Annotated in this window: 23 protein-coding genes and 1 riboswitch; of the genes, 11 read left to right on the top strand and 12 right to left on the bottom strand. The window is 72.3% G+C overall.

Annotated elements, in window-relative coordinates:
* Window positions 1-112 precede the first annotated feature (112 nt).
* On the top strand, window positions 113-412 hold the full coding sequence (locus IE311_RS18905; RefSeq protein WP_189832891.1) for a hypothetical protein: 300 nt from the start codon (window positions 113-115) through the stop codon (window positions 410-412).
* A 14-nt stretch (window positions 413-426) separates the two neighbouring features.
* Window positions 427-1,611 carry a glutathionylspermidine synthase family protein gene (locus IE311_RS18900; protein ID WP_189832890.1) on the top strand — a complete coding sequence of 395 codons (1,185 nt, stop codon included), beginning with the start codon at window positions 427-429 and terminating at the stop codon, window positions 1,609-1,611.
* A 44-nt stretch (window positions 1,612-1,655) separates the two neighbouring features.
* Here the strand turns inward: IE311_RS18900 and IE311_RS18895 are convergent, their stop codons facing one another.
* Together IE311_RS18895 and rocD are read right to left on the bottom strand one after the other, a co-directional pair.
* Window positions 1,656-2,351, bottom strand: a complete 696-nt coding sequence (locus tag IE311_RS18895) for a polysaccharide deacetylase family protein (protein WP_189832889.1) — start codon at window positions 2,349-2,351, stop codon at window positions 1,656-1,658.
* A gap of 92 nt (window positions 2,352-2,443) precedes the next feature.
* Entirely contained in the window at window positions 2,444-3,652 is a 1,209-nt protein-coding gene (gene rocD / locus IE311_RS18890) for an ornithine--oxo-acid transaminase (protein WP_189832888.1), read from the bottom strand.
* Between the two features lie 122 nt (window positions 3,653-3,774).
* Window positions 3,775-3,865, top strand: a riboswitch (ZMP/ZTP riboswitch).
* 73 nt (window positions 3,866-3,938) lie between these two features.
* Between rocD and IE311_RS18885 the strand changes: the two genes are divergently transcribed.
* Window positions 3,939-5,216, top strand: a complete 1,278-nt coding sequence (locus IE311_RS18885; protein ID WP_189832887.1) for a serine hydroxymethyltransferase — start codon at window positions 3,939-3,941, stop codon at window positions 5,214-5,216.
* A gap of 80 nt (window positions 5,217-5,296) precedes the next feature.
* Here the strand turns inward: IE311_RS18885 and IE311_RS18880 are convergent, their stop codons facing one another.
* Window positions 5,297-6,100: a hypothetical protein gene (locus IE311_RS18880; RefSeq protein WP_189832886.1), complete on the bottom strand. Its 804-nt coding sequence runs from the start codon at window positions 6,098-6,100 to the stop codon at window positions 5,297-5,299.
* A complete protein-coding gene (locus IE311_RS18875; RefSeq protein WP_189832885.1) occupies window positions 6,093-6,704 on the bottom strand; it encodes an RNA polymerase sigma factor in 612 nt (203 codons plus the stop codon). The genes IE311_RS18880 and IE311_RS18875 overlap by 8 nt, the downstream gene beginning before the upstream one ends.
* Window positions 6,705-6,760: 56 nt before the next feature.
* On the opposite strand from IE311_RS18875, the gene trpS reads away from it, so the two are divergent.
* Complete coding sequence (trpS, locus tag IE311_RS18870; protein WP_189832884.1) at window positions 6,761-7,774, top strand: tryptophan--tRNA ligase; 1,014 nt, start codon at window positions 6,761-6,763, stop codon at window positions 7,772-7,774.
* Window positions 7,775-7,899: 125 nt separating this feature from the next.
* Complete coding sequence (locus tag IE311_RS18865; RefSeq protein ID WP_189832883.1) at window positions 7,900-8,496, top strand: 2'-5' RNA ligase family protein; 597 nt, start codon at window positions 7,900-7,902, stop codon at window positions 8,494-8,496.
* A gap of 220 nt (window positions 8,497-8,716) precedes the next feature.
* Here the strand turns inward: IE311_RS18865 and IE311_RS18860 are convergent, their stop codons facing one another.
* Window positions 8,717-9,472 carry a decaprenylphospho-beta-D-erythro-pentofuranosid-2-ulose 2-reductase gene (locus tag IE311_RS18860; RefSeq protein ID WP_189832882.1) on the bottom strand — a complete coding sequence of 252 codons (756 nt, stop codon included), beginning with the start codon at window positions 9,470-9,472 and terminating at the stop codon, window positions 8,717-8,719.
* Between the two features lie 453 nt (window positions 9,473-9,925).
* Here IE311_RS18860 and IE311_RS18855 point away from each other — a divergent pair, with 453 nt between their 5' ends.
* Window positions 9,926-10,846, top strand: coding sequence for a YihY/virulence factor BrkB family protein (locus tag IE311_RS18855; protein ID WP_189832881.1), 921 nt, complete (start codon window positions 9,926-9,928; stop codon window positions 10,844-10,846).
* Here the strand turns inward: IE311_RS18855 and IE311_RS18850 are convergent.
* Window positions 10,758-12,038 (bottom strand): D-alanyl-D-alanine carboxypeptidase family protein, encoded by a 1,281-nt coding sequence (locus tag IE311_RS18850; protein WP_229902009.1) that lies wholly within the window; start codon window positions 12,036-12,038, stop codon window positions 10,758-10,760. The two genes, IE311_RS18855 and IE311_RS18850, sit on opposite strands and share 89 nt — an antisense overlap.
* Window positions 12,039-12,147: 109 nt before the next feature.
* Between IE311_RS18850 and IE311_RS18845 the strand changes: the two genes are divergently transcribed.
* The 3 genes from IE311_RS18845 to IE311_RS18835 all read left to right on the top strand — a co-directional run bounded on the left by IE311_RS18845 (window position 12,148) and on the right by IE311_RS18835 (window position 15,537).
* A complete protein-coding gene (locus IE311_RS18845; protein ID WP_189832879.1) occupies window positions 12,148-12,393 on the top strand; it encodes an SCO4848 family membrane protein in 246 nt (81 codons plus the stop codon).
* 35 nt (window positions 12,394-12,428) lie between these two features.
* Window positions 12,429-13,790 (top strand): metallophosphoesterase, encoded by a 1,362-nt coding sequence (locus IE311_RS18840; RefSeq protein ID WP_189832878.1) that lies wholly within the window; start codon window positions 12,429-12,431, stop codon window positions 13,788-13,790.
* A 193-nt stretch (window positions 13,791-13,983) separates the two neighbouring features.
* Window positions 13,984-15,537: an ABC transporter substrate-binding protein gene (locus tag IE311_RS18835; protein WP_189832877.1), complete on the top strand. Its 1,554-nt coding sequence runs from the start codon at window positions 13,984-13,986 to the stop codon at window positions 15,535-15,537.
* Between the two features lie 39 nt (window positions 15,538-15,576).
* Here IE311_RS18835 and IE311_RS18830 read toward each other — a convergent pair whose 3' ends face one another.
* The 3 genes from IE311_RS18830 to IE311_RS18820 are packed head-to-tail and all read right to left on the bottom strand — an operon-like array spanning window position 15,577 to window position 17,230.
* Window positions 15,577-16,356, bottom strand: a complete 780-nt coding sequence (locus IE311_RS18830) for a TetR/AcrR family transcriptional regulator (RefSeq protein ID WP_189832876.1) — start codon at window positions 16,354-16,356, stop codon at window positions 15,577-15,579.
* Window positions 16,357-16,369: 13 nt separating this feature from the next.
* Window positions 16,370-16,777 carry a thiol-disulfide oxidoreductase DCC family protein gene (locus tag IE311_RS18825; RefSeq protein WP_189832875.1) on the bottom strand — a complete coding sequence of 136 codons (408 nt, stop codon included), beginning with the start codon at window positions 16,775-16,777 and terminating at the stop codon, window positions 16,370-16,372.
* Window positions 16,778-16,795: 18 nt separating this feature from the next.
* Entirely contained in the window at window positions 16,796-17,230 is a 435-nt protein-coding gene (locus IE311_RS18820; protein WP_189832874.1) for a hypothetical protein, read from the bottom strand.
* A 136-nt stretch (window positions 17,231-17,366) separates the two neighbouring features.
* Between IE311_RS18820 and IE311_RS18815 the strand changes: the two genes are divergently transcribed.
* Entirely contained in the window at window positions 17,367-18,146 is a 780-nt protein-coding gene (locus IE311_RS18815) for an alpha/beta fold hydrolase (protein WP_189832873.1), read from the top strand.
* A 115-nt stretch (window positions 18,147-18,261) separates the two neighbouring features.
* Here IE311_RS18815 and IE311_RS18810 read toward each other — a convergent pair whose 3' ends face one another.
* Window positions 18,262-20,457 (bottom strand): DUF4132 domain-containing protein, encoded by a 2,196-nt coding sequence (locus IE311_RS18810; RefSeq protein ID WP_189832872.1) that lies wholly within the window; start codon window positions 20,455-20,457, stop codon window positions 18,262-18,264.
* 33 nt (window positions 20,458-20,490) lie between these two features.
* Window positions 20,491-21,708, bottom strand: coding sequence for an MFS transporter (locus tag IE311_RS18805; RefSeq protein WP_229902008.1), 1,218 nt, complete (start codon window positions 21,706-21,708; stop codon window positions 20,491-20,493).
* An 85-nt stretch (window positions 21,709-21,793) separates the two neighbouring features.
* Here IE311_RS18805 and IE311_RS18800 point away from each other — a divergent pair, with 85 nt between their 5' ends.
* A complete protein-coding gene (locus IE311_RS18800; protein WP_189832871.1) occupies window positions 21,794-22,339 on the top strand; it encodes a MarR family winged helix-turn-helix transcriptional regulator in 546 nt (181 codons plus the stop codon).
* Between the two features lie 60 nt (window positions 22,340-22,399).
* On the opposite strand, the gene IE311_RS18795 is transcribed toward IE311_RS18800, so the two are convergent.
* Complete coding sequence (locus IE311_RS18795; RefSeq protein WP_189832870.1) at window positions 22,400-22,924, bottom strand: hypothetical protein; 525 nt, start codon at window positions 22,922-22,924, stop codon at window positions 22,400-22,402.
* Window positions 22,925-22,927 lie beyond the last annotated feature (3 nt).

The raw sequence follows: 22,927 nt of genomic DNA, 5'->3' as shown, positions 1-22,927 counted from the left end.
CTGGAAATCACCGGCCTACACTGTGCGGTCGCGACAGACGTGAACGCGACAAGCGGGAACGGCGGCCGGTGTGACCGCGGAAGGTCGCGACCGCGAAGGGGAGGCGACGGACATGCGCAGGCTGAGGTCGAGCACGGTGGTGCTCGGCGGGATGGGCGTGCTCGCGGCGACGATCACCGCGTGCGGCTCCGAGCCGGACAAGCGGTGTGTCGACCCGCTGACCCGGGAGGAACTGCCCCGCTACGAGTGCGAGAGCGGTGGCGGCGGTGACGACGACAACGGCGGCACGAGCACCCGTGGCTCGTACTACTACGGCGGTTCCGTGCGCGACAAGCAGGTGAGCGGCGGCAGCTTCGACAAGAAGGCCGTCGACACCGGCGGCTTCGGCTGCTCCGGTTCCGGCGGCGGCTGAGAGAGGCCCGGCACATGCGACGGCACACGATCGAGCCCCGGCCCGGCTGGCAGGAGACGGTGGAGGAGCAGGGGCTCGTCTACCCGCTGACCCGCTACCCGGACGGTTCGCTGCGCCCGTACTGGGACGAGAGCGCCTACTACTCCTTCACCCTGCCCGAGGTCGAGGCCCTGGAGGAGGTCGTCGAGGAGCTGCACGCGATGTGCCTGGCGGCGGCCGCTCACATCGTCGAGCGGGACCGGTTCGCCGAGCTCGGTCTCACCGATCCGAAGCTGGTGTCCCTGGTCGCCGAGTCCTGGCGGCGCCGTGCGGAACTCCCCTCCCTCTACGGGCGGTTCGATCTGCGCTACGACGGTACGGGCCCGGCCAAGATGCTGGAGTACAACGCCGACACCCCGACCTCGCTGGTGGAGGCCGCGAGCCCGCAGTGGTTCTGGATGGAGGAACGGTTCCCCGGCGCCGACCAGTGGAACTCGCTCCACGAACGTCTCGTCGACGCCTGGAAGAAGCAGGCCCACCTGCTGCCTCCCGGCCCCCTCCACTTCGCGCACTCGGACGGCGACGAGCTCGGTGAGGATCTGATGACGGTCGCGTATCTGCGCGAGACCGCCCAGCAGGCCGGGCTCGAGACCGAGGCGCTCTCCGTCGAGCGGATCGGCTGGGACCGGCTCTCCCGCCGCTTCGTCGACGACCGGCTCCGCTTCATCCGCAGCTGCTTCAAGCTCTACCCGTGGGAGTGGCTGACCACCGACCGCTTCGGCGGGCACGTCCTGAGCACCCTCGACAACGGCGGCGGCACGGGCACGACCTGCTGGATCGAGCCCGCCTGGAAGATGCTGCTCTCCAACAAGGCGCTCCTGGCGATCCTGTGGGAGCTGTACCCGGGCCACCCCAACCTGCTGCCCGCCTACCTCGACGGGCCGCGCGAACTCGCCACGACCAACGGCTGGGTCGCCAAGCCGCTGCTCGGCCGCGAGGGCGCCGGTGTCACCCTGCACGAGGCCGGCACGGAGCCGTTCGTACGGGACGGGGAGCCCTGCTGCTACCAGGAGCTGGCCCCGCTGCCCGACTTCGACGGCAACCGGGTGGTGCTCGGCGCGTGGGTCGTCGAGGACGAGGCGGCGGGGCTCGGGATACGGGAGTCGGCGGGGCTCGTCACCGACGAGTACGCCCGCTTCCTCCCGCACGTGATCCTCTGAGGGGTGTCCGGAAGGTCCTCGGGGCCCTCCGGTGGCCGTTGCGTCTACTCGGGGACGTACTCCCTGAGCGGCGCGGGCCTCAGTCCGGCGGCCTCGGCCGCGTCCAGGGCCCGCCGCAGGTCCTGCTCCAGGGTCTCGTTGAAGTGCAGCAGGATGATGTCGCCGGCCTTGAGCGTCGGCGTCGGCGGGGTCCACTGGCCCCAGGTCGTGAGGTCGTACGTCCAGGTCACCAGCGCCTTCGCCCCGCAGGCGCGGGCCGTGGTCAGGGTGGTCGCGTCGTAGACGCCGTACGGCGGCCGGAGCAGCCGCGGGCCGTCGCCGAACCGGGCGAGGTGCTGGTCGCGCGCCCCGCAGACCTCCGCCTTCTGGCCGGCGGCGTCGAGGGTGGTCAGGTCCGGGTGGTTGACCGTGTGGTTCTCGACGCGGGAACTGCCCCGGTTCAGCAGGGTGTGGAAGTAGCCGGAGTCGTACGAGTAGGCGCCGGGCAGCAGGAAGAGCGAGGCGGGCACCCGGCGGTCGAGCAGCAGCTTCGCCGCGGCGGGGTCGTGGAACCAGCCGTCGTCGATGGTGATGAAGACGACGGGGTCGGTGGTCTCGATGTGCGAGACCACCGGGACGGGCTCGGGCCAGGCCGCCTTCGGGGCGGCGTGCGCGGGTCCCGTGACCGCGCCGAGGAGCGCGAGGGGGACGAGGGCGGCGAGCGCGGCACGCACGGCGTGACGCAGACGGAGTCTCGGCATGGCCGCATCATTGGCCTAGACCAACTGCCGTGTCAATGGCCCGAGTTGCTCCGGTCCGACCCCGCGTCCGCCGCCCTCCCGAGCGGATTGCGTCAGTCCTCCGACAGGACGCCCCGCAGCTGCTCCAGCCCCCAGTCCAGATCCTCCTTCGAGATGACCAGCGGCGGCGCGATCCGGATCGTCGAGCCGTGGGTGTCCTTCACCAGCACACCCCGCCCCATCAGCCGCTCCGAGATCTCCCGGCCCGTGCCGTGCGACGGCGCGATGTCCACCCCGGCCCACAGACCGCGCCCGCGCACCGCCTCCACCGCCCCGCCGCCCACGAGCAGCCCCAGCTCCGCGTGGAGGTGCTCGCCCAGCTCCGCCGCCCGCTCCTGGTACTCGCCCGTCCGCAGCATCGCGATCACCTCGAGGGCCACCGCACAGGCCAGCGGGTTCCCGCCGAACGTCGAACCGTGCTCACCCGGCCGGAACACCCCGAGCACATCCCGGTCGGCGACCACCGCCGACACCGGCACCACGCCACCGCCCAGCGCCTTCCCGAGGATGTACACATCGGGCACCACACCCTCGTGCTCGCACGCGAACGTCCTGCCCGTCCGGCCCAGACCCGACTGGATCTCGTCCGCCATGAACAGCACGTTCCGCCGGAGGGTCAGCTCCCGCACCCCCGCCAGATAGCCGGCCGGCGGGACCAGAACCCCCGCCTCGCCCTGGATCGGTTCGAGCAGCACGGCCACCGTGTTCTCGGTGACCGCCGCCTCCATCGCCGTCAGATCCCCGTACGGCACGATCTCGAACCCCGGCGTGTACGGGCCGTAGTGGTCCCGGGCCTCGTGGTCCGTGGAGAAGCTGACGATCGTCGTCGTCCGGCCGTGGAAGTTGTTCGCCGCGACCACGATCTTCGCGTGCCCGTCCGGCACGCCCTTCACCTCGTACCCCCACTTCCGGGCGGTCTTCACGGCCGTCTCCACGGCCTCCGCACCGGTGTTCATCGGCAGCACGGCCTCCTTGCCGCACAGCTCGGCGAGCCGGGTGCAGAACTCGGCGAACCGGTCATGGTGGAAGGCGCGCGAGGTCAGCGTCACCCGCTCCAGCTGGGCCTTCGCCGCGTCGACCAGACGCCGGTTGCAGTGCCCGAAGTTGAGCGCCGAGTATCCGGCGAGCATGTCGAGATAGCGGCGCCCCTCGACATCGGTCAGCCAGGCGCCGTCCGCCGAGGCGACGACGACCGGCAGGGGGTGGTAGTTGTGTGCGCTGTGCGCCTCCGCCGAAGCGATCGCGTCTTGTGTGCTCGACACGGGATCTCCGTTCGTCCTGCGGCTCGGGGGATGACCCCGACGAGGGGGTGTGGCCCCTGTTTCTATCGTCGCTCGGATACCGGACGGGGAAACCTCGCGCGCGGCGCGCCCGCTACTCTGAAAACACGCACGGCGACTGGCGAACGGGGAAACGACCCCGGGGGAGCCGTGCGCGGCAGACCACACGAGACGCCGCCCGCCTGGGCGTCACGGGACCGAAGTCCCGCGTGGCGCCGCGCCTCCCACGCAGTGCCCCGGGGCCCGCCGACGCCCGGAGGACACCACCATGACCGCCCCGCAGCACCCGTACACCCACCCCGCGCTCACCGCCGCCGACCCCGAGCTCGCCGCTCTCGTCGGCGCCGAGGAACGTCTCCAGGCGGAGACCCTGCGCCTCATCCCCAGCGAGAACTACGTCTCCGCCGCCGTGCTTGAGGCCTCCGGCACCGTCCTCCAGAACAAGTACAGCGAGGGCTACCCCGGCCGCCGCTACTACGAGGGCCAGCAGAACATCGACCAGGTCGAGACCCTCGCCGTCGAGCGCGCGAAGGCCGTCTTCGGCGTCGAGCACGCCAACGTCCAGCCCTACTCCGGCTCCCCGGCCAACCTCGCCGTCTACCTCGCCTTCGCCGAGCCCGGCGACACCGTCATGGGCATGGCCCTGCCGATGGGCGGCCACCTCACCCACGGCTGGGGCGTCTCCGCCACCGGCAAGTGGTTCCGCGGCGTCCAGTACGGCGTCCGCCACGACACCGGCCTCATCGACTTCGACGAGGTCCGCGAGCTGGCCCTCAAGGAACGGCCCAAGGTGATCTTCTGCGGCGGCACCGCGCTGCCCCGCACGATCGACTTCGCCGCCTTCGGCGAGATCGCCCGCGAGGCCGGCGCCGTACTCGTCGCCGACATCGCCCACATCGCCGGCCTCGTCGCGGGCGGCGCCCACCCGTCCCCGGTCCCGCACGTGGACGTGATCTCCACGACCACCCACAAGACCCTGCGCGGCCCGCGAGGCGCCATGCTGATGTCCCGCGAGGAGCACGCCAAGGCGCTCGACAAGGCCGTCTTCCCCGGCCTCCAGGGCGGCCCGCACAACCAGACCACCGCCGCGATCGCCGTCGCCCTCCGCGAGGCCTCCCAGCCCTCCTTCCGCGACTACGCCCACGCCGTCGTCGCCAACGCCAAGGCCCTCGCCGAGGCACTCCTCGCCCGCGGCTTCGACCTGGTCTCCGGCGGCACCGACAACCATCTGATCCTGATGGACCTCACCCCCAAGCAGGTCCCGGGCAAGATCGCCGCGAAGGCCCTCGACCGGGCGGGCATCGTCGTCAACTACAACACCGTTCCCTACGACACCCGGAAGCCCTTCGACCCCTCCGGCATTCGCATCGGCACCCCCTCCCTCACCTCCCGGGGCCTCGCCCCGGAGCACATGACGCTCGTCGCCGACTGGATCGACCGCGGTGTCGCCGCCGCCGGCAAGGGCGACGAGCAGGCCCTCGCCGCCGTCCGCGCGGAGGTCGCCGACCTCCTGGCCGCCTTCCCGGCCCCGGGCCTCCCGGTCTGACCCTCGTGGCGGCGCCCGGGTGGTGGCCCCTCCAGGGCCGGCCACCCGGGCCCGCCCCGCCGGTCAGCGGCCCCCACCGGTCAGCCGCCCACCGACTCCGCCGCCCGCCGGGCCTCCTCACGGTCCGGTATGCCTTCCAGCCGGAAGGTGAGCGCGCCCCCGCTCCTCGTCCAGAGAAGGGTGGGGCCCGCCGTGCGGACCTCATGCGTCCAGGCCGAGCCCGTCCCGTCCGTCATCGGAAAGGTCAGCAGGTGCGGGGCGGCGAACCAGTAGCCCTGCGCCCCGTCCGGGAGATCGACCCACTCCGGATGGACCCTGACCTGCTTGGCGAAGCCGAGGTCCAGACGGGCCGGGAACTCGTCGAGCCGGACCGTCCGCGCCCCGTCGCGCCAGCACAGACTGATCACCGCCCGGCCCCGCTCGGCCGACCCCGTCACCGCGACCGCGTCCGGCGCGCCCAGCGCCTTCGGTATCAGCGGCTCGAAGCCCGCCAGCCGCCCCGCCTCCGCCGGCGGCACCGGCTCCGGGCACCCCGGCACCGCGCCCCCGGCCGGCGGGCGGCGCCCGTCCGGGTCGTACCGCACGGTCACCCCGCCGAAGCCGAACCAGTCCGCCACCGCCGCCCGCACCGGCGGTGTGAGCACCAGCACGATCAGCACCCCGGTCAGCCCGGCCACCAGGGCCCGCCACCGCTCCCGCGCCCACCCCCGCACGGCCGCCCACCACCGCCGCCGGACCGGCACGGGCACGGGCTCGGGAGTCGGCACCCGCTCGGCGAGGAGCTGCGCGAGCACCCGCTCGGCCATCGACTCCCCGTCCACGTCCGGCACCCGCAGCCGCCGTCCCAGCTCTCTCAGCTCGTCCGGCAGACCCTCGTCAGCCACGCTCCTCACCTCCCTCCGGTCCGTCCCTCAGACCTTCCTCCAGCACCAGGCCCAGCTTCTTCAGCGCCCGGCTCAGCCGGGACTTCACCGTCCCCTTCGGCCAGCCGAGCGCCTGCGCCGTCTCCGTCTCGTCCAGTTCGAGGAGATACCGGTGGATCACCACCTGCCGGTGGTCCTCGCCCAGACCGTCGAGCGCGTCGAGCAGTCGTCTGCTCCGCTCCCGCCGCACCGCCGCGACCGCCGGATCGGCCGACTCCGGTATCCGCGGCTCGCCCCCGAGCAGGTCCGCCTCCCGATCGGCGACGGCCCGCTGCCGGCCCGCCGACCGCACTGTGTTCCTGGTCTCATTGGCGACGATCCGCAGCAGCCACGGCCGGAACGCCGAGCCCTCCTTGAAGCGCCCGAGCGAGCGGTACGCCTTGAAGAAGGCCTGCTGCACCACGTCCTCGGCGTCCGCGCCCGCACCCCACGCCACCGCGGCTCTCAGCGCGACCGGCGTGTGCGCGCGGACCAGCTCCGCGTACGCCTCCGGCTCTCCGGCGCGCACCCGTGCGATCACCACGGCCTCGTCGGCGTCGACCAGGCCCCCCTCCCGCGTCCTCACACTCTTGATACACCGGCAGTCCGGGATCGGTTCCCACACCTGAGAGAATGATGTGCATGGCCTCTGACGTTCCCCGCGTGCTCTCCGGAATCCAGCCCACGGCAGGCTCGTTCCACCTCGGCAACTACCTCGGCGCCGTCCGCCAGTGGGTCGCCCTCCAGGAGTCCCACGACGCCTTCTACATGGTCGTCGACCTGCACGCGATCACGGTCCCGCAGGACCCCGCCGAGCTGCGCGCCAACACCCGGCTGGCCGCAGCGCAGCTGCTCGCCGCCGGTCTCGACCCCGAGCGCTGCACCCTGTTCGTCCAGAGCCACGTCCCCGAGCACGCCCAGCTCGGCTGGGTCATGAACTGCCTCACCGGCTTCGGCGAGGCCTCCCGCATGACCCAGTTCAAGGACAAGTCCGCCAAGCAGGGCGCCGAGCGCGCCACCGTCGGCCTCTTCACGTACCCGATCCTGCAGGTCGCGGACATCCTGCTCTACCAGGCCAACCAGGTCCCGGTCGGCGAGGACCAGCGCCAGCACATCGAGCTGACGCGTGACCTCGCGGAGCGCTTCAACGGCCGCTTCGGCGAGACGTTCACGATCCCGGCGCCGTACATCCTCAAGGAGACGGCGAAGATCTACGACCTCCAGGACCCGGCGATCAAGATGAGCAAGTCGGCGTCCACGCCGAAGGGCCTCATCAACCTCCTGGACGACCCCAAGACCACCGCGAAGAAGGTCAAGAGCGCGGTCACCGACACCGAGACGGTGATCCGCTTCGACCCTGAGAACAAGGCGGGCGTCTCCAACCTGCTCACCATCATGTCCACGCTCACCTCCACGTCCGTGGAGGACCTGGTGAAGAGCTACGAGGGCAAGATGTACGGCGCGCTGAAGACGGATCTCGCCGAGGTCATGGTGGACTTCGTCACGCCGTTCCGGACCCGTACCCAGGAATACCTGGACGACCCGGAGACGCTGGACTCTGTCCTGGCCAAGGGCGCGGAGAAGGCCCGCGCGGTCGCCGCCGAGACGCTGGCGCAGACGTACGAGCGCATGGGCTTCCTGCCCGCCAAGCACTGAGCGCGGCAGCGATCACGCACCGCGGGGGCGGGGAGTCCAAGGACCCTGGCCCAAAGGGTGGTGCAGGCCGCACACTGGCGACTGCACCACCCGACACAAGTCGACCGACGACGGAGGAGAACGACGTGGGGACCGTAACGCTCGGCGTTTCGATCGCGGTCCCGGAGCCCTACGGCAGCCTGCTCCAGGAGCGGCGCGCCGGCTTCGGGGACCCGGCCGCACACGGCATCCCCACGCACGTCACGCTCGTCCCGCCGACCGAGGTCGCCGAGGAGCGGCTGCCGGGGATCGAGGCGCACCTCGCCGGTGTCGCCGCCGACCACCAGCCGTTCCCGGTGCGGCTGAAGGGCACCGGGACGTTCCGGCCGCTCTCGCCGGTCGTCTTCGTGAAGCTGGTGGAGGGCGTGCCCCTCTGCAACCGGCTCCAGCAGCAGATCCGGGACGAGTCCGGCCCGCTCGCGCGCGAGCTGCAGTTCCCGTACCACCCGCACGTCACCGTCGCGCACGGGATCTCCGAGGAGGGGATGGACCGGGCGTACGAGGAGCTCGCCGGGTTCGAGGCGGCCTGGACCTGCCGTTCCTTCGCGCTGTACGAGCAGGGCGCGGACGGTGTGTGGCGGAAGCTGTACGACTACGAGTTCGGCAGCGGCCGCCCGATCGCGGCCGTCCCGGCGCAGGGCGGCAGCCCGGTCGACACGCCGACGGCCACCACCACGGGCTGACCCGGCCCGCCCCGGCCCCCGGGCGGCCTCAAGGGTCGACCGGGGACGCCCCACCGGCCGGGCGTCGGCGCACATACGTAATCCGCCGACCCGGCACGGCCCGCCCCCACCACACGCCCCGTCGCAGGCACACCGCCGACGCGGCGCCCGCTCTCGCACCGGGCCGCTCCCGCACCAGGGCGCACTCACACCGGCGCCCGCTCCCGAACCAGGGGCGCACTCACACCGGCAGCAGTCGGAAGAGCGCCCTCGGCGTGTGCCGCACCGCCGTCATCACCATCCGCAGCGCCCCCGGCACCCACACCGTCTCCGAGCGGCGCCGCAGCCCCAGCTCGATCGCACTCGCGACCGCCTCCGGGGTGGTCGCCAGCGGCGCCTCCGCGCGCCCCGCCGTCATCTTCGAGCGCACGAACCCGGGCCGTACGACCATCACGTGCACCCCGGTGCCGTACAGCGCGTCCCCGAGGCCCTGGGCGAAGGCGTCGAGCCCCGCCTTCGAGGAGCCGTAGATGAAGTCGGCCCGGCGGGCCCGCTCGCCCGCCACCGAGGAGAGCACCACCAGCGAACCGTGCCCCTGGGCCTGGAGCGCGCCCGCGCACACCAGCCCCGCCGAGACGGCGCCCGTGTAGTTGGTCTGCGCGACGCGGACGGCGGCGACCGGGTCGGACTCGTCCCGCGCCTGGTCGCCGAGGACCCCGAAGGCGAGGAGCACCATGTCGATGTCCCCCTCGGTGAAGATCTTGCCGAGCCGCTCCTCGTGCGACTCGGTGTCGAGTGCGTCGAAGGGCACGGTGCGCACGTCCGCGCCGAGTACGCGCAGCGACTCGGCGGCGGCGGTGAGCGCGGGGGAGGGGCGCCCGGCCAGCCAGACGGTCCGGGTGCGGCGGGCGATCAGCCGGCGGGCGGTGGCCAGCCCGATCTCGGAGGTGCCGCCGAGGACGAGCAGGGACTGCGGGGCACCGAAGGCGTTCTTCAACGTGACCTCCTGGAGATCGGGGCGGGCCGGAGGCGGACCCCGGCCGGCGGACGGGACGGGCGCGGCCGGGACCGCGGGCGTTCGAGCCGCGGGCCCCGGCCGCCTGGGCCGCGTCGGCCGCCGCGGCACCGGCACCGAGGCCGGTCCACGCGCGCGTGGCGGGGCGCGGTGCGCCCCCGGCCGATCGCCTCGCGGTCGTCCGGGAGGCAGGTCTCGACAGCCATGGGGGTGACCGTATAGCCGCGTCTGTCGCTTATGCCGTTATTGCATGGCGGTTCGTCGAAATGGGTGATTAAAGGAGTGTCGGGAAAGCACCCCCGGGGAAGGGGGCTCCCTTGATCCACGAGTGGCGATGTACGGGATGTCGCTGGCGGGCCCGCGCGCCTCGGCGGGGGATTCTCGTATCGCGGTCGCCATCAGGGGCTTGCACGGATTGAGGGGTAGGCGTACGACATGGACTGGCTGACCAAGCTCCCCGTCATCGGCCCGTGGGTCGCGAAACTCATGCGGACCCACGCGTGGCGCTCGTACGAGACCCTCGACGAGGCCCACTGGACCCGGCTCGCGGCCGCGATCACCTTCGTCTCCTTCCTCGCGCTCTTCCCGCTGATCACCGTCGCCGCCGCGGTGGGCGCCGCACTCCTCAGCAAGGACCAGCTCGACCGGATCGAGGAGAAGATCAGCGACCAGGTGCCCGGCATCTCCGACCAGCTCAACATCAGCGGGCTCGTCGACAACGCCGGCACCGTCGGGCTCGTCGCGGGCGCGCTGCTGCTCCTCACCGGCATCAGCTGGATCGGCTCCATGCGGGACTGCCTGCGCGCGGTGTGGGGGCTCGACGACATCGAGGGCAACCCGATCCTGCTCAAGGGCAAGGACGCGCTCATCCTCGTCGGCCTCGGCGGCGTCGCCCTCGCCTCGCTCGCCGCGTCCTGGCTCGGCTCCACCGCCGTCGGCTGGAGCGCCGACCGGATCGGGATCTCCGGCGACGGCGCGGGCGGCTACCTCCTCCAGACGGCCGCCGTCCTGGTCGCGGTCGTCGCCGACTTCCTGATCCTGCTGTACGTGCTGACGCTGCTGCCGGGGGTGCAGCCGACCCGCCGCCGGCTCGTCGTGGCGGCGCTGATGGGGGCGGTCGGCTTCGAGCTGCTCAAGCTGCTGCTCGGGGGCTACATGCGGGGCGTCGCGGCGAAGTCGATGTACGGGGCGTTCGGTGTCCCGGTCGCCCTGCTGCTCTGGATCAACTTCACCGCGAAGCTGCTGCTGTACTGCGCCGCGTGGACGGCTACGGAGTCACGTCGGGAGCAGACTCCGGAGTCTGCTCCGAGCGGCGGCGACGGGCCGCCGACGCAGCGAGCGGCCAGCGACGGTTGACCAGGAAGACGGCACCGGCGAGGAGTACGAGCACACCGCCCGCGACGGCCAGCGCGATCCCGACGCCACCGGACTGGTGCTCCTTGGCGGCCGCCCGGGGGGAGTCCCCCGGGGCGTTCTTCCCGGGGGCCGGGACCGAGCCGTCGTCCGGGGCGGAGGTGCCCGTACGGGCGGAGCGGGGCGGCACGAGTTCGCCGACGGGGGTCACCTTCCCGTACGCGGCGAAGCCCCAGTCGAGGAGCCGGGCGGTCTCGCGGTAGACGGCGTGCTGCTCCTTGGAGGAAGGGTTCATCACCGTGACGAGCAGGACCCTGCCGTTGCGCTCGGCGACGCCGGTGAAGGTGGCACCCGCGTGGGTGGTGTTGCCGTTCTTGACGCCGGCGATGCCCTGGTACGGGGCCACGCCGAGGTCACCGGTGAGCAGCCGGTTGGTGTTCTGGATCTCGAAGGTCTCGCGCTTCTTGCCCGGCTTCTGCTCGCCGGGGAAGGCGGCGCGGGGCGTGGCGGCGTACTCGCGGAAGTCCTGCTTCTGCATGCCGTTGCGGGCGATGAGCGTCAGGTCGTACGCGGAGGAGACCTGGCCCGGGGCGTCGTAACCGTCCGGGGAGACCACGTGGGTGTCGAGCGCCTGGAGCTCGGCCGCGTGGTCGTTCATGTCCTTCACGGTCTGCCGCAGGCCGTTGTTCATGCTGGTCAGGACGTGCACGGCGTCGTTGCCGGAACGGAGGAAGACGCCGAGCCACAGGTCGTGGACGCTGTAGGTCTGCTTCTCCTTGATGCCGACGAGGCTGGAGCCCTCCCCTATCCCGGCCATGTCCGCGGTGGTGACCAGGTGGTTCTGCGTCTTGGGGAACTTCGGCAGCAGGGTGTCCGCGAAGAGCATCTTGAGGGTGGAGGCCGGGGCGAGCGGCCAGTGCGCGTTGTGCGCGGCGAGGATCTGACCGTTCTCCGCGTCCGCGACGATCCAGGAACGGCCGGACAGCTCCTTCGGCAGCACCGGGGCGCCGGGCCCCAGCTTCACCTGCGTACCGGGGCTGCCGAGCAGCGGTCCGCCGACCGAGGACATCGCGGCGGGGGGCTTGGGCTGCTTGTCCTTCTCGTCCTTCGTGTCCGCATGGGCGGGCACGGCGACGACGAGGGGCAGGAGGACAGCAGCGGCGACCGCCCAAGCGGTCTTCTTCGAAGCAGACACGGTCGTGAACGTACAGGTACGGAAGAACGACCCGAACCCCGGCTGGCGGTTCACCCGGGCTCCTCCACCCGGAAGCGGGGCCCCCGGGGCCGACGGTGATACTGGGGTCATGAAGCTCAGCCGCCGCGTCTCCTGGTTCCTGCTCGCGTTCGGGGTCTGGAGCTGGTTCATCTGGATCACTTTCGTCAAGAACCTGTGGAACGACGGGAGTGGCCTCGCGTTCGACGACGCGGGCGACCCGACGGCCTACTTCTGGGTTCATCTGCTGCTTGCCGTCACGTCCTTTGTCCTGGGGACGGGGATCGGGGTGCTCGGGTTGCGTGGGGTGCGTGCCGCGCGTCACGGAAACGGTTAGGACCGCGCGAGCGGTCAGAAGAGGGGTTCCGGGGCGTGGTCGTCTTCCTGCTGGTCCTGATCGTGGTCCTCGCGCTGCTCGGCGCGGTCCACTGGTACGTGTGGCGGCGCCTCGTGCGCGATGTCACGACGCGCGGGAGCCTGCCGCGCCGTCTGGGCACGGCCGCCGTCGTGGCGCTGCCGCTGCTCTCCTTCGCGGCCCTCGGCTCCTCCCGCGCCGGAGCGCCCTTCCTGCTCCAGCAGGTGGTCGCCTGGCCGGGTTTCCTCTGGCTGGCGCTGCTGCTGTACGTGACCCTGGCCCTGGTCGTCGGCGAGGCCGTCCGGCCCCTCCTGCGCCGTTGGCTCGCCCGGCGCGCCGGGGGAGCGGCGCCCGCGGCGCCCCTCCCGGTGCCGGTTCGCGAGTCCGTCCCCGCCGCCGAGCAGCCGGTCCCGCCGGTGGCGCCCGACGCCCCGGCCGGTCCTGCCTCCGGGGCGTCGGAGCCCGCCGGGGCCACGGGGGCCTCGGAACCGACTGAGCCCAAGGAGCCGAGGGGGGCCGTCGGGCCGGTCGCTCCCGGGGCCGCCGCGGAGGTCTCCCGTCGGCTGTTCGTCTCCCGGGTCGTCGGCGGTACGGCCGCCGCCGTCGCCGCAGGGACCGTCGGCTACGGCACGTACGGCGTGCTGCGCGGCCCCCGCGTCAAGCGGGTCACCGTCCCGCTCGCCAAGGTGCCGCGTGCCGCGCACGGCTACCGGATCGCCGTCGTCTCCGACATTCACATCGGCCCGATCCTGGGCCGCGCCCACACGCAGCGCATCGTGGACACCATCAACGCCGCCCAGCCCGACCTGGTCGCCGTCGTCGGCGACCTCGTCGACGGCACCGTCGAGAACCTCGGCTCCGCCGCCGAGCCGCTCGCCCGGCTCCGCGCCCGCCACGGCTCCTTCTTCGTGACCGGCAACCACGAGTACTTCTCGGGCGCCGACGCCTGGGTCGACCACGTCCGCGAACTCGGCCTGCGCACGCTGCGCAACGACCGCGTGGAGATCGCGGCCGGGTTCGACCTCGCCGGCGTCGACGACGTGGCGGGGGAGAGCGAGGGCCAGGGGCCCGACTTCGCGCGGGCCCTCGGTGACCGCGACCGGGCGCGCGCCGCGGTCCTCCTGGCGCACCAGCCGATCGTCATCCACGACGCCGTGCGCCACGGCGTCGACCTCCAGCTCTCCGGGCACACCCACGGCGGGCAGCTCTGGCCCGGAAACCTGCTCGCCGAACTGGCCAACCCGACCGTCGCGGGACTCGAACGGTACGGGGACACCCAGCTGTACGTCTCGCGGGGCGCGGGAGCCTGGGGACCTCCGGTCCGGGTCGGGGCGCCCTCGGACATCACCATCGTCGAACTCGCCTCGAAACAGGCGTAACCGGGGCGGGGTGACTCCCTGCGTCGAGACCGATACGTGCTGCTCATCGACTTAAATTCGCATTTCCCGGACATATACATGTGGTGTGAAAGTTTTCTCTTCCACTTGTGAAAACGGTGTGATGGGATGACGTTGATCGCGACGTTTCCGGGGGCCGTCGCACCGGGGTGGGACGAAAAAAGGAAGCACGGCAATGCGGTCGACGGTCCGTCTGCGGATCCTCATCACTTGTGGAGTACTGGTGGCCGCCGGAGTGGGGGGTTGGCAACTCCTGCCCTCCGACGGCGGCCGCACCGATCCGATCAGTGTCGGCACAACCGACGCGATCACTTCTCTGGACCCGGCCGGCGCGTACGACGCCGGTTCCTGGGCCATGTACAGCAATGTGTTCCAGTCGCTGATGACGTTCAAGCCGGGGTTCACGACCCCCGTGCCGGACGCGGCGGAGAGCTGCAAGTTCGTGGGCACCAAGCTCACGACGTACCAGTGCACGCTCCGCGACGACCTCTCCTTCGCCAACGGGCGAAAGGTGACCGCCGAGGACGTCAAGTACTCCTTCGAGCGGATGCTGCGCATCAAGACCGACGTCGGTCCGCAGCCTCTCTTCCCGACGCTGAAGAGCGTCTCGGCCGAGGACCGGACCGTCACCTTCCACCTGAGCGGCCGGGACGCCACGTTCCCGCTGAAGGTGGCCACGGGTGCCGGTTCGATCGTCGACAAGGACCAGTACCCGGCCGACAAGCTGCGTACCGGCTCCGCGGTCGACGGCTCGGGGCCGTACGTCCTCAAGGAGTACAAGGAGGGCGAGTCGGCCCTCCTGGAGCCCAACCCGAACTACCGGGGCGCCATCACCAAGGCCGGCGGTCCGGTCCTGGTGAAGTACTTCGGCCAGTCCGAGGAGCTCGCGAGCGCCTGGAAGTCGAAGGACGTCGAGGTGACGCACCGGCAGCTCCCGCCGGAGTTCGTCTCCGCCCTGGACACCAAGGACGGCACCCGGGTCACCGAGGCGGAGAGCGCCGAGATCCGCAACCTCAACTTCAACGTCCGGCCCGGCTCGCCCATGGCCGACAAGGCGGTCCGGCAGGCCGTCGCCGCCGTCCTCGACCGCCCGGCGATCACCACCGGCGCGTACAAGGGAACGGTCGAGCCGCTGTACTCCCTCATCCCGCAGGGCTTCGTGGGGCACAGCACGGCCTTCTACGACGTGAACCCGGAGCCGAGCGCCAAGAAGGCGAAGAAGCTCCTGAAGGACGCCGGGGTGGAGACCCCGGTGAAGTTCACCTTCGGCTACCGTGCGGACGCCACCTACGGCGCCGAGACCGCCGAGATCAAGCGGCAGCTGGAGGAGACCGGCCTCTTCGAGGTCAAGACCGTCGAAGTGAAGTGGACGGAGTTCCAGAAGCAGTACGCGAAGGGGACCTTCGACGCCTACACGGTCGGCTGGCTGCCCGACTTCCCCGACTCCGACAGCTTCACCGCGCCGCTCGTCGGCACCGCGAACACCCTGCACAACGGGTTCTCCAGCAAGCGGATCGACGAACTGATCTCCTCGACGCAGCAGTTCAGCGACCGCTCCCGGGCGACCGGCGACTTCAAGGAGATCCAGAGCGAGGTCGCCACCGACGTCCCGCTCGTCCCGCTGTGGCAGAAGAAGGACTACGTCCTCTCCACGGAGGCGGTCGCCGGCTCCCAGTACCTGACGGACGGTACGGGCATCTGGCGCCTGTGGGAGCTCAGCTGGATCTAGGCCGTCTCCTCCGGATCGGGGGAGACGACCCGGATCTCGTCACGAGGTCTTCGGCGGCTTCGGTTCTGCCCTCTTCTTGGGCTTTCCCGAGGCCGCCATTCCGGCCGCGGTCGGCATGAAGTCGGAGAGCAGCTCGTGCGTCTCCTTGACCAGCGGGCGCAGGATCCGGAAGCGGGAGAGCGAGATCGCGCGGGCGGTGACCGGTGCGAGGCGCTCCACCAGGCGCCGGCTGTTGGCGGCGCCCTCCGAGCGGTCGTACACCCAGAACAGCACCAGGCCCATCTGCTGGAGCCAGAGCAACTGGGGCAGGGCCTCGGCCAGTTCGGGGTCGACCTTCACCGAGGCGCCGGAGATGACCCGCCGGTGGACCTCGATCGCCGCCTCGCGGGGCCCCTCCGACTCGGGGGAGAAGGGGCTGAGCGGGCTGTCCGGGTCGGCGGCGTTCTTGAAGAACTGGGCCGCGAACTCGTGGTACGGCTCCGCGATGTCGAGCCAGCCGAGGTAGACCCCCCGGATCCGGGCCGTGAGGTCCTTCTCGCCGCCGGTCAGGATGGGCTCGACGGCCGCCTGGTGCTCCTCGGCGATCCGGTCGTAGAAGCCCTGGACGAGGTGTTCCTTGGAGGAGAAGTAGTAATAGGCGTTGCCGACGGAGACCCCGGCCTCCTGGGCGATGGCCCGCATCGTCGTCTTGTCGTAACCGCGCTCCTTGAACAGCCGGAGCGCGGTTTCGAGGATCAGCGTGCGGGTCTGCTCGCTCTTCGGAGCCTTCTTGTCGTCGGCCTTCTTGTCGGCGGCCTTCTTCTCTTCCTTCGCGTCCATCACAGGGCCGAGCCTAGCCGGGCCGACCGGGCACTTCGCAGCGCCCGTCCGCGCAGCTCCCGTCCTCGCCGCCCGGCCCCTTGAGGGCCTCGCGCCACTTCGCGGCCGCGAGCACGGTCATCCGGGCGAAGGGCTGCCCGGCGGGGGTGGCCAGCCAGTGGGCCTTGGCCCGGTGGTCGGCCAGCGCCCAGAGGCAGACGATCCAGGCGGAGGTCTCCCGGTAGACCTGGCCCCGGTCCCCGACCACGGTGATCTCCCGCAGGGTGGCGGCGTGGTCGAGGGCGGGGAAGCGGCGCCTGGCCTCCTGCGACCCGGCCGGTACGAGGTCCAGCGGGACGAGCTGCCGCTGGCGCAGCAGCCAGTGCCTGAGATGCACGCAGAGCGGGCAGTCGGCGTCGTACAGCACGGTCAGACGTCCCACGGGGGTCGGCACCGCGGTTCAGCCCTGAGGCGCGGGCGGGGCCCAGGGGCCGGCCTTGGGCGCGGTGGTCCAGCCCTGGGGGCCGACCGGCGGCACCTGCTCGCGCTCCATGACTCCGCGGCGCCGGATCTTGTTGAGGACGTACACGTTCCCGAGGTGCATCACGCCGAGGACGAGCAGGACGACCCCGAGCTTCACCGAGAGCGCCTCGAAGAGTGCGCGGGCGTCGAGGACGGCGTCGTCCTGGCTCAGGTAGAGGGCGACGAAGCCGAAGTTGACGAGGTAGAAGCCGACCACCAGAAGGTGGTTGACGGCATCGGCGAGCTTCTCGTTCCCGTGCAGGACGTCCGCGAGGAAGATCCTTCCGTTGCGGCTGAGTGTGCGCGCGACCCAGATGGTCAGAGCCACGCTGATCAGCAGATAGACGATGTACGCGACGACAGTGAGGTCCATGCCCCACCCTCCCTTGAACGCGTTCAAAAGCTGGCGGTCATGACTGTAGACCTCTCTTTGAACGTGTTCAAGTTCCATGCGGGGCCCAGGGGAAACCTGCTGGCCACCGCCGGTCCCGCCGCCTAGGGTCGGGCGGATGACGCTCTCTCACGACCTGGCCGGCGCCGGCCCCTCGACCGTCCTCCTGCTGCACTCCGGGGTCTGCGACCGCCGGATGTGGGACGGGCAGTTCCAGGCCCTCGCCGACGCGGGGCACCGCGTCGTCCGCTGCGACCTCCGCGGCTTCGGCGACAGCCCCATGGACGCTCCGCACACCCACGCCGACGACGTGCGCGGCCTTCTCGACCACCTCGGCATCGAACGGGCCGCCGTCGTCGGAGCCTCCTTCGGCGGCCGGATAGCCCTGGAGCTCGCCGTCCGCCACCCCGGCCATGTCTCCGCGCTCGCCCTGCTCGGCTCCGGCGTGCCGGGTTTCCGGCCCGGCGCGGAACTGCGGGCCTGGGGAGAGCGTGAGGACGAACTGCTCGAAGCCGGCGACCTCGACGCGGCCGTCGAGCTCAACGTCGACACCTGGCTCGGTCCCGAGGCGGGGCCGGAGGCCCGTGCCCTCGTCCGGGAGATGCAGCGGCACGCCTTCGAGGTCCAGCTCGCCGCGCCCGAGGAGTTCCACCCCGCCGAGCCCGAGGTCGGCGCCGACGACCTCGCCGGGATCGAGGTCCCCGCCCTGGTGGTCACCGGGGCCCACGACCACCCCGACTTCCGGGCGGTCGCCGACGGTCTCACCCGCGTCCTGCCCGACGCGCGCCGCGTCGACCTCGACTGGGCCGGACACCTTCCCGCGCTGGAGCGCCCGGACGAGACCGCCCGCCTGCTCACCACCTTCCTGGCGGAGACCAGGAGCCACCGGACGGCCTGACCCCGGGGCCGCCGCCCCGTCGGGCTCCGGGTGCCCCGCCCCGCCGGGCCCCGCCCCCGCCCCGCCGGCCAGGTCCCCGGTCGGCGCGGGGCGCCGAGTCCACAGTCCGGCCCGGTCAGTGCGGGACCGCGGTCTCTTCCGTCTCCGCGGCCGACTCCGCCGACTCCGCCGACTCGGCCATCTCCGTCTCGGCCGTCTCCGCCCCCGCCGCCCGCGGCTCCGCCGATGCCACCTGTACGAACAGGTCGACGTCCCGGAACGCCTCCGACAGCGCGAGCGCCGGTACGTCGGTCAGGGCGGCCTCCGACCAGGCGCCCCGCGCGCCCGCCGCACCGGAGCGCCGCTCGAACCACACCCGGTCCGTCGCGCAGAGCCGGGCCACCCCGTCCCGGCTCGCCCCCTCGTCGACCAGCTCGACGAGGAGGCGTGCCCGCCAGACCGTCCCCTCGGCCGCCGGGACGTCCCCCGGGACCGGCAGCTCCTTGGTCATCTCCGAGGACCAGCCGTCCGAGAAGTACCCCAGGTGGTTCCCCGTCCAGCCGCGCTCGGTCATCAGCGCCCGCGCCTGTCCGTACCGCAGCACCCGCCCCGCGAAGCGGTGGGAGGACGAGCCGGTCGCCCACTCGGCCGGGGTGAGCGGGTACATCTCGCGGAAGACCTGCCTGAACGGCTGGTCCTCCTCCCGCCCCTCCGTCGCGTCCCGCCACTCGGCGACCTCCTCGCCCCCGGCCCGCAGCGGATGCCACAGCCGCAGGCGGGCGCCGGGGCCGACCGGACGCGCGGTGCCGTCCGCGCCCGCCAGGGCCCAGCCGCCGCCGGTGCGCTCGGGCAGGCCCGCGGTCCACCGCTCCCCGTCGTCCTCCGCGACCTCCCACAGCAGCGCGCGGGCCATCGTCCCCGTGACCGGGTGGTCCACGTAGTACCGCTGCCAGTCCTCCGCCGGCCAGCCCGTCCCCGCCGCCAGGTGTTCCTCGAGGCGGGAGCGCTCGGCGGCGACCAGGGTCCTGAGCTCCCTGAGCCCCGCCCTGACCCGCTTCAGCTCCTCGGCGTGCGCCTCCCGGACCTCCTTGGGCGCGGTCTTCAGGAGCCTCCCCTCCGGGCTCCTGAAGACCAGCGCGACCGTGCCCGGCTCCCGTACCGACAGTTCCGCCGTGTACGCCCCGAGCGGTGTCTCCCGGACTCCGCGCCCGTCGAGCCCGAGCGTCGCCACCCCGCGCTCGCGGAGCATCGACGGCGTCACCCCGGAGCGGGCCGAGACCTCCTCCAGGGCCTTGGCGATCCCCTTCGCCACCGCGCGGTTGACCACCTTCCGCGGCAGTCGGCCGAGCCACTGCACGGCCTCCTCGCCCCGGGCGTCCCCGCACGCGCCGAGCACCGCGACGGCGGTGGTGGCCAGTGGCCGGCTGCGGCACATGCCGCCGGAGCCCCCGAGCCCCGTGCCCGCGTGGAGTGCGACGGCGCCGACCCGCGGGACGACCCAGTCGGCGTCCACGTCGAGCGCCGCCCACAGCAGGCCGCGGACGAGCGCGGTGTTGCCGGCGGCGGCGAGGGTCGGAACGTCCATTCCCCACAGGTCCAGTTCGTGCACCCGGTGCGCGGGTTGCGCGGCGATGCCTTCGAGGAGGAGCCGGACCACCTCCGCCCCGCCCTCGGCCCGCCCCAGGAGTTCCGCCGACCGCTTCCGCCAGTTCCGGGGAGCGCGGGGCCGGTGCAGCGTGGCGCAGTGATTCAGGAACTCCACCGTCCCCGCCCCCTTGAGGACCGCCGGGTGCGCGGCCCGCATCGCCGGGCCGTAGTCGTCGAGCCCGTCGAGGAGGTGACGGGGCAGCAGGCCCGGAACGGTGGGGACGGGGCGCCGCAGCAGGGCGTCCATCCGGTCCCGGAGCGCGGCGAACCGGGCGTCCCGGTGGACCCGGAGGTGTTCGGCGATGCCCCGCAACGCGCGCACCCGGGTCCGGTCGAAGTCCTCCGCCTGCTCCGCGGCCGACAGAGCGATCGGCACCAGGTGGGGGAAGGAGTCGAGGAGTTCGTGCGGGGCGACCTCCGCGTCCCTCCCGAGGAGGCGGGAGAGCAGCAGGTCGGACTCCGCCGTCGACCAGCCGAGTTCCTGCCGTGCCAGGTCGTCGAGGGCCCGGCCGGCCGTCTCCTCGTCGCACCGGCGGCAGATCCGCCGGTGGAGGGCGAGCGCGCTCTCCCGCCGCCCGGCCGTGTCCGGCGAGTCCGGGAACCCCACCGGGTTCTCCGTGTCGCCCGTGCTCCCCGCGTCCGCTGTGTTTCCCGCGTCCACTGTGTTCCCCGTGTTCCCCACCATGCGGACGACGGTAGAGGACCCCACCGACAACGCTCAGGTGAGGCGGCGCACCCCCGGCACCAGGGCCGTCGCGGCGCAGCAGCCGCCCACCACCACCCCGGCGGCGAGGAGGGGCACTTCGGGGCCCCAGGCCGAGGCGGCGATCGGTGCCAGCGTGTACCCCAGGGGCATGGCCGCCAGGGAGAGCAGCCAGTCGTACGAGGTGACCCGGGCCAGCGCGTGGGCGGGCACCGACCGTTGGACGGCGGTCTCCCAGACGGGGGAGAGGAAGCCGAGCCCCGCCTGCGCGAGCCCGTAGGCGGCGATGGTGACGGGGGCGGGCGCGGCGACGGCGAGCAGGATCAGCGGCAGGGCGTACGTGGCGAGTCCGAGGTTCGCCATGAGGACCGGGCGCCGGGGGCTGACGCGGTCGGCGAGCAGGGCGCCGAGGAGGTAGCCGACGGCGCCGACCTGGAGCAGGAGGACCCAGGTGGTGCCGCCGCCGAGCTGTTGCACGGCGACGGCGGGCCCGAGGGTCATGAGGACGGCGGCGGCGCCGTTCCAGGCGCTGTGGCCGATGAGGCTGGTCCAGTACCAGTCGCGGGAGCGGACCTCCTGCCAGCCTTCCGCGAGGTCGGCCCGGAGGGAGCGGCGGGGGATCGGGATCCTTTTCACCCGTACCGCCGTCAGGAGCAGCGCGCTGACGGCGAAGGTCGCCGCGTCGAGGACGAAGGCCCAGCCGGGTCCCACGGTCAGGACGAGGGTGCCGGCGAGGGCGGGGCCGCCGAGCCGGCCGGCGCTCCGGGCGACGCTCATCGCCGCGTTGGCGCGGTGCAGAGACTCGGCGGCCACCACGCCCTTGACCAGGGGCGCGTCGGTCGGCATCGCGAACGCCCCGGCCGCGCCGCCGAGCGCCTCGGCGACGGCCAGGACGGCCAGGCTCGGGGTGCCGCCGAGGAGTTGGATGCCGACGATCAGCTGGGTGGCGCAGCGCACGAGGTCGGTGGTGAGCGCGACCGTGCGGGCGTCGAAGCGGTCGCCGACGACTCCGCCGAGCGGCAGCAGGAGCAGCTTGGGCACCATCGCGCAGCCGAGGACCAGGGCGAGTGCCGTGGTGGAGCCGGTGGCCTCCAGGACGGCGAGGGCGAGGGCGGCGGGGATCGCGGCGTCGCCGAGGAGGGAGAGGGTGCGACCGGTGAAGAGCAGCCGGAAGGAGCGGGTGCGGAGCGGATGGGGGGCCGGCGGAGACATGGGTGTGGCGACAACAGGCATGACCCGAAGAGTATTTCGGTATCGAATAATTCGTCAACGAAGTACTTATCGGGAGGTTCTCCGTCCACCGACGTACGATCACCCCATGGCGCACCCCGAGGAACCGCGTACTCCGAGCGAGCCGCGCGACTGGACCGACGAACACGTCGCCCGCTGGCAGCCCGTCCTGCCCGGCCTCGACCCCGTCGTCGAGGGCGCCGTCACCCGGATGAAGAAGCTCTCCGTCCACCTCCGCCGGGTCAGGGAGCAGTCCCTCGTCGACTTCGACCTGGAACGCCATGAGTTCGACACCCTGCACAAGATCGCCGGCCGCGGCGGCAGCGCAGCCCCCTCCGAGCTCGCCCAGGACCTCGACCTGGCCCCCGCCTCCGTCTCCGGCCGCCTCGACGCCCTGGAGAAGCGCGGCTTCGTCCGCCGTACGCAGTCCACCACCGACCGGCGCCGGGTCGTCGTCGAACTCACCGCCGCCGGCCGCGAGACCTGGCTCGGCGCGATGGACGTCCTCGGCCACGAGGAGTACCGCCTCCTCGGCGTCCTCGACCCCGGGGAGCGCACCCTCCTCAACGACATGCTCCGCCGCGTCATGGTCGAGGCGGAGTCCACCGGGACGACCCGCCCCTGGCACGGCTGAGGGACCCGGGGGAGGCCCCCGGGTCCCTCGGACGAACACCTGCCGTCGTACGGCGTACGGTCACATGCTCAGCGAGCGCGCGTAGTTGAGCTGCCCCATCACCCAGTGGATGGTGTCCGGGCCGCGCGCCGGGATCATCGTCGCGTGGTGCCTGCCGCCGCTGGTCACCGTGACCTGGATGAAGCCGGTGGTCTGCTTCTCCTTCATCAGCAGGAACAGCAGGCCCAGCAGGCAGAAGATGAAGAAGATGACCGCCAGCACGATGGCGACCGTGGGCATCTTCTCCTCGGTGCGCGACATGTCCATCACGTTCCACACGGCGCCCTTGAGGGGCATCGGTCCGGCCGGCGTGATGATCTGGTCGCCCACCACGGTGATGTCACCCAGGCTCAGCAGCGGAGCGCCCGCGCCCTGCGGCGGCCCCGGCATGTGCTGCGGCGGAACGGGCACCCCTTCCGGCAGGGTCGGCTGGTACGCGGGGGTGTGCGGGTGCGGGTACCCGTAGGCCGGCTGTCCCGGCGTACCCGACTGTCCGCCCGGGCCCCACTCGTAGTCCTCCGACTTGTAAGGGTTCGGCTCGCTCATCAG

The sequence above is a fragment of the Streptomyces zaomyceticus genome (assembly GCF_014656215.1).
GTDB classification, from domain to species: domain Bacteria; phylum Actinomycetota; class Actinomycetes; order Streptomycetales; family Streptomycetaceae; genus Streptomyces; species Streptomyces zaomyceticus.
This window is presented reverse-complemented; position numbering and strand designations above follow the sequence as displayed.

What these genes read in the sequence shown, in the direction of transcription:
- trpS (WP_189832884.1), top strand. Translation starts at nt 6,761, where the DNA reads ATGGCCTCTGACGTTCCCCGCGTGCTCTCCGGAATCCAGCCCACGGCA.
- IE311_RS18830 (WP_189832876.1), bottom strand. Translation starts at nt 16,356, where the DNA reads ATGGACGCGAAGGAAGAGAAGAAGGCCGCCGACAAGAAGGCCGACGAC.
- IE311_RS18815 (WP_189832873.1), top strand. Translation starts at nt 17,367, where the DNA reads ATGACGCTCTCTCACGACCTGGCCGGCGCCGGCCCCTCGACCGTCCTC.
- IE311_RS18805 (WP_229902008.1), bottom strand. Translation starts at nt 21,708, where the DNA reads ATGCCTGTTGTCGCCACACCCATGTCTCCGCCGGCCCCCCATCCGCTC.
- IE311_RS18885 (WP_189832887.1), top strand. Translation starts at nt 3,939, where the DNA reads ATGACCGCCCCGCAGCACCCGTACACCCACCCCGCGCTCACCGCCGCC.
- IE311_RS18810 (WP_189832872.1), bottom strand. Translation starts at nt 20,457, where the DNA reads ATGGTGGGGAACACGGGGAACACAGTGGACGCGGGAAACACAGCGGAC.
- IE311_RS18855 (WP_189832881.1), top strand. Translation starts at nt 9,926, where the DNA reads ATGGACTGGCTGACCAAGCTCCCCGTCATCGGCCCGTGGGTCGCGAAA.
- IE311_RS18900 (WP_189832890.1), top strand. Translation starts at nt 427, where the DNA reads ATGCGACGGCACACGATCGAGCCCCGGCCCGGCTGGCAGGAGACGGTG.
- IE311_RS18800 (WP_189832871.1), top strand. Translation starts at nt 21,794, where the DNA reads ATGGCGCACCCCGAGGAACCGCGTACTCCGAGCGAGCCGCGCGACTGG.
- IE311_RS18845 (WP_189832879.1), top strand. Translation starts at nt 12,148, where the DNA reads ATGAAGCTCAGCCGCCGCGTCTCCTGGTTCCTGCTCGCGTTCGGGGTC.
- IE311_RS18835 (WP_189832877.1), top strand. Translation starts at nt 13,984, where the DNA reads ATGCGGTCGACGGTCCGTCTGCGGATCCTCATCACTTGTGGAGTACTG.
- IE311_RS18795 (WP_189832870.1), bottom strand. Translation starts at nt 22,924, where the DNA reads ATGAGCGAGCCGAACCCTTACAAGTCGGAGGACTACGAGTGGGGCCCG.
- IE311_RS18895 (WP_189832889.1), bottom strand. Translation starts at nt 2,351, where the DNA reads ATGCCGAGACTCCGTCTGCGTCACGCCGTGCGTGCCGCGCTCGCCGCC.
- IE311_RS18905 (WP_189832891.1), top strand. Translation starts at nt 113, where the DNA reads ATGCGCAGGCTGAGGTCGAGCACGGTGGTGCTCGGCGGGATGGGCGTG.
- IE311_RS18820 (WP_189832874.1), bottom strand. Translation starts at nt 17,230, where the DNA reads ATGGACCTCACTGTCGTCGCGTACATCGTCTATCTGCTGATCAGCGTG.